The organism is Moorena sp. SIO2C4 (genome assembly GCF_010672485.1).
Taxonomy (GTDB): Bacteria; Cyanobacteriota; Cyanobacteriia; order Cyanobacteriales; family Coleofasciculaceae; genus Moorena; species Moorena producens.
On record NZ_JAAHGN010000131.1, the window covers coordinates 6,224 to 10,920 of the forward strand.

A 4,697-nucleotide genomic window follows, 5' to 3' on the forward strand; every position below is an offset into this window, starting at 1 on the left:
TCAGCAGTAGCCGCGTTGCCCTTAACCTTCACAATAGACTCAAAGCGCTCTTTGATATTGACCCTTTTATTAATATCAATGTCCTTGAAATCGCGGAAGAATACACGTCCGGAGAATCCTGCGCCAATGATGTTAGTTTCTTCGTTAACAACTTCGATGTGATTTAGATCAGAAATATTCATGGTTGGTCTGCTCTTTTGTAAGTTTGATGTTAGTGAACAACTTGGTTGTTGTTAGTTTTATTCTACCGCTTCTTATTCAATTTGTCTCACTTGTCAAGCCAATTTGGCGGAAACTTTAATTAAATTAGTTAGGTAGCTAAAAACAACTTTGTTGTTGTTACTTTAATCCTACCGCTCTTACTTGAATTTGTCTCACTTGTCACGCCAATTTGGCGGAAACTTTAGCTCGAACCTTGATTAAGTTAGGTAGGTAGCTAACAACAACTTTGGTTTTTGTTGTTGTTATTTTCATCCTACCGCTCTTAATTTAATTTGTCTCACTTGTCACGCCAATTTGGCGGAAAATTTAGCTCGAGCCTTGATTAAGTTAGGTAGGTAGCTAACAACAACTTTGGTTTTTGTTGTTGTTATTTTCATCCTACCGCTCTTAATTTAATTTGTCTCACTTGTCAAGACAATTTGGCGGAAACTTTAGTTCGACCCTTGATTAAGTTAGGTAGGTAGCTAACAACAATGGTTTTGTTGTTGTTACTTTTATCCTACCGTTATTAATTTAATTTGTCTCACTTGTCAAGCCAATTTGGCGGTAAAGTTTTAGGGAGAGTTGAATGTTACAAATTGTTATGAAAAATGCCCAAGTTATGGAAAAATAACTTGGGAGTATTAATGCAATTTATGCAGTATCAAAAAATTAAGAAAAAACAAAATATAGCAGTCGCCAGGGCAGTTAGGACATGACAAAAGTCTCAAACCTAAGTAAGCGCAAGAGTTTGACTTCTGACTTCTGACTTCTGACTTCTGACTTCTGACTTCTGCTATAAATTCAGCGATTGGGGGACTGTCAGCATTGAGCTATCAGCCCTGGTGAGGTGTAAGCATTCAGAATTCAGCACTCAGCAGTCAGCAGTCAGCAGTCAGCCTAATGCTGAAGTAACAGAGATTAAAGCAATGCTTACCTGTTTTATTCAGATGTAACTCAGCATTATTCCAATGCTTACCTGTTGTCTTGATGCAAAGCGCGAGTGGGGGAAACCACGGCAGTTGCTCATGGGGGGAACCACGGCAGTCGCTCATGGGGGAAACCCCCAAGACCGCACTGCCTCCCCAAGACCGTAATGGTGCGTTTGACCCGTAATTTAATTCGCCACGGGTCGCACCTCTGCATCGCTTATTCAAAAGCATCTCAAGTAGCACCATCTGTAGGGCATTAGCTGATGACTGATAGCTGATAGCTGATGGCTGATGGCTGATGGCTGATAGCTGAATACTTACGGTGAGATTACCAGTCCCTAGAAACACCTTATATTCCTAGTACTTGAGTATAATTTTGGCAATTTTTTGTTAAACCACTGTTCTTTAGAGCCCCCTTGAACTAGTTGGCTTCTGCTGTCAAGGGGCTTTGCATAGTCGAGATCTTTAATGTTCCTTAAGCACTTCTGAGCATCTTCCCTATCCTGCTTAAGGCTGTCGGTTGTAGCTGGATTGAGTGAGTCCATTTTCTCGTTATCCCGTCGCAATCGGCAGTAGGTTCGCGACGGTATGTATTCTAAGGGGTTAAGACCCAAATAACGCAGCATCAAAACACAAGCCCAGGAATACTTGCGATCGCGAATTGCTTCTTCAATCAAACTAATCTTTTCAGGATCTAGGGTTTTGCCCAGTGGGCGATTAGAACGACGAAGCATGGAGTAACTCATGATGATTTCTTTTTGATCTGAAGGTCAACGAATTGGATTTGCAGGATTTACCCTTGAACTCTACCTCTAGTTTCAATAGTCAGTGATTCTGGTTGGTCAATTAAGCGAAGAGTTAGAGTACTGATCTAACCATCTGATTTGAGTTGTGAAACCTGCGAAGATGGCTTGATCGGGTGATCGGGTGATCGGGTGATCTCGAATAATCTCTTACCAATCAATAACGATTGATAGATCAGGATTCTCTTCTTCTAAATCTCCATCAATCATCCCCATTTTGGACAACACCAGATTCTTCCACCCTTGCCCCTAGTTGACTGACAAACCTCTAAAACTTGGAACACTCTCAGTAAAGACTATTTTCCACAAAGCTTTATGAAAATTCTGATCAGATTTCGTGAACATTTGGATCAGATTTTGTGAAAAGACTGTGAAATCCTTTATCCATAGGTAATTCAAACCGCTTTTCCCTGACCGTGCTCAATGCTACCTCTGAGCAGAAATTTCCCTAACTGGGCAAAGCCCACGACTTGTCAGTCAATCCCTTTTCCTCCCTTGTACTCCTCTTCCCTGACTGGTTGTGCCATCAGGGTTAATCGACCTGGATTTAGTACCACCCCCATTACCCTACAGGCAGTATGTCGATGGCTAAATTGCGTTAGTCCTGCTATAGATTGACACCACCTTTTTGCAGCTGTCGGATCGGATCTAACAAGAAATCCACAATCCGACGGCGGCGGATAATGATGTCAGCTTTGGCTGTCTGACCAGGTTTGAATCGGATCATTTGATCGTCTTCTGTAACGTAGTCACGGTTTAGGGAAACTTCCACCTCATAAACCGAACCAAGTTGTTGATCAGTTTTGGCATCGGCAGAAAGGGAAGTGACTTTCCCTTTGATGATGCCGTATTCCTGATAGGGATAGGCATCAAGCTTGATTTGCACCGGCATTCCTTCTTTGATAAAGCCTGCCTCCTGATTAGGTAAACTAGCTGATAACACCAGGGGCGCATCTTGGGGCGCTACTTCGGCAATGGTTTGACCGGGTTGAAAGACTTCACCAATATTGGCAACATTGAGGGAGGAAACTACTCCATCCACCGGTGCATAGAGAAACTTTTGTTTGAGCCTAGCTTTCGCACTAGTTAGCAGATTGCGGTTTTCAGCAATTTTGGCATTTAGTTGAGTCAGTTCGATCTCCAACTGCTGAAGTTTCTGCTTGGTCTCTAGCTGAGTCCGATGCACTTCCGCTTGCTTCTGAGTTAGACCTGCCTGAAGTCGTTGGATTTCTGCTAAGGTCTGGTTGAGATCGCTGTGAGTCAGAGTGATCGCGCTGTTGCGATCGCGTATACTCTGCTGGGCTTGATAAATCTGGTCTTGGTTACTGGCTGCTTCTTGCAGTTGGGTTTGGGTAATCACCCGCTGACTCGCTCGTAGGCTATGTTCTGCTTGAAATACTTGTTCTTTTGAGATTGCCCCTGATGCTAACAGGGGTTTGAGATTCTCTAGGCGTTCCTTAAGGGCAAATGCATCATCCTGTCGTTGCTGGAGCAGTGCTTGGGTAGTCGCCTTGAGCCGTTTTAGGCGTTCTAGTCTGTCCTGACTGGCGACGTTTGCCTGCTGATGTTGGATCAGTTGTTCTCGTAAGGCGGCTACTTTAGTCTGTGCCTGAGCGATAGCGGCCTGTTGTGCGTCAATGTCCGCTTTGGCAATTTGCTGACGGGTTTGGGCTTCTTGGTGGATGTTTTCAATCAGCCCTTGCATCTGAATTAATTTGATTTGGTCAGCATTGATCAGTTGCTCCAAACGCTCTACTTCAGTAGCGCCAAGTTCTTTATCCAGTTCCACCAAGACTTGCCCAGCGGTAACCGATTCCCCTTCTTTGACCGCAATCTTGGCGACCTTGCCGGATTGGATCGGATGAATTTTATACACTTCTCCTTTTGGCACTAACTTGCCTGTGGCTTTACCCACTTCGTCAATTTGCCCAAAGGTTGCCCAAACCCCACAGACCATACAGAAGGCGAATCCTCCCAAAAGCAGTCTCTGGGGCAGTACCGATGGTGGCTGATCCAGTAAATTTTGTAGGGCTGTTGACCAGTTTTCAGTGTTGGTAGCCCCTAGTGATGATGTTGGTGTGACCGGATTTTGAACATGATTAGCTGATTGGGGGAGTGGTGGTGCTGATACCGCTGTCCCCCCATAGATCGATCTAATCTCAGCTGAGGTTAGATTAGGGTGAGGGGTTTGTCCCTCAGGGAGTCCCTCTCTAGACGGGATAGATGGTTGTGGTTTGTTCATGGTAGTTCACCCATAATCACTGGTAGTTTTGTGTCTATTGATTTAAACTGAGAACACGAACCTTGGTGAAAGTCAATGTTGAAGACAGTGGGGGATATACTGATCACCCCTGATCACCCCGAGAGCGATTTTTTACAAAAAACATTTACAAACTTTGATAAATGCCAGGGTTAAAGATCTAGCTGCTGCTGGGCTAGGTGGTAGTACAGACCTTTCTCAGCCATGAGTTCGGAGTGGGTACCGCGCTCTGCGATCAGACCTTGGTCGAGGACCAGTATAGAGTCGGCATTGCGCACCGTAGAAAGACGGTGGGCAATGATGAAGGTAGTGCGATCGCGACTAATGCGAGCTAAATTTTGTTGAAAACGTCGCTCGGATTCTGTATCTAGGGAGCTAGTCGCTTCATCGAGAATCAGAATCTTGGGGTTACCCAGCAAGGCTCGGGCGATCGCAATCCGTTGCCGTTGTCCCCCAGTCAGGTTAGCCCCTCGCTCCCCATTCTTGGTGTTGTATCCAAGG

At 44.8% G+C, this 4,697-nt stretch carries 4 protein-coding genes and 1 pseudogene; all 5 read right to left on the reverse strand.

Annotated elements, in window-relative coordinates; translation table 11 throughout:
• Positions 1-182: pseudogene (locus tag F6K20_RS09845) on the reverse strand (hypothetical protein); the annotation flags it as partial.
• A 900-nt stretch (positions 183-1,082) separates the two neighbouring features.
• On the reverse strand, positions 1,083-1,481 hold the full coding sequence (locus F6K20_RS09850; RefSeq protein ID WP_287294539.1) for a hypothetical protein: 399 nt from the start codon (positions 1,479-1,481) through the stop codon (positions 1,083-1,085).
• Complete coding sequence (locus tag F6K20_RS09855; protein WP_044492142.1) at positions 1,472-1,879, reverse strand: HetP family heterocyst commitment protein; 408 nt, start codon at positions 1,877-1,879, stop codon at positions 1,472-1,474. The genes F6K20_RS09850 and F6K20_RS09855 overlap by 10 nt, the downstream gene beginning before the upstream one ends.
• Before the next feature lie 664 nt (positions 1,880-2,543).
• Entirely contained in the window at positions 2,544-4,178 is a 1,635-nt protein-coding gene (locus F6K20_RS09860; protein WP_008178913.1) for a beta-barrel domain-containing protein, read from the reverse strand.
• A 170-nt stretch (positions 4,179-4,348) separates the two neighbouring features.
• Positions 4,349-4,697 (reverse strand): ATP-binding cassette domain-containing protein (locus F6K20_RS09865; RefSeq protein WP_287294541.1); only part of this gene is annotated, 349 nt, incomplete at its 5' end.

Coding starts and splice junctions, on each gene's coding strand:
- F6K20_RS09855 (WP_044492142.1), bottom strand. CDS start 1,879: ATGAGTTACTCCATGCTTCGTCGTTCTAATCGCCCACTGGGCAAAACC.
- F6K20_RS09860 (WP_008178913.1), bottom strand. CDS start 4,178: ATGAACAAACCACAACCATCTATCCCGTCTAGAGAGGGACTCCCTGAG.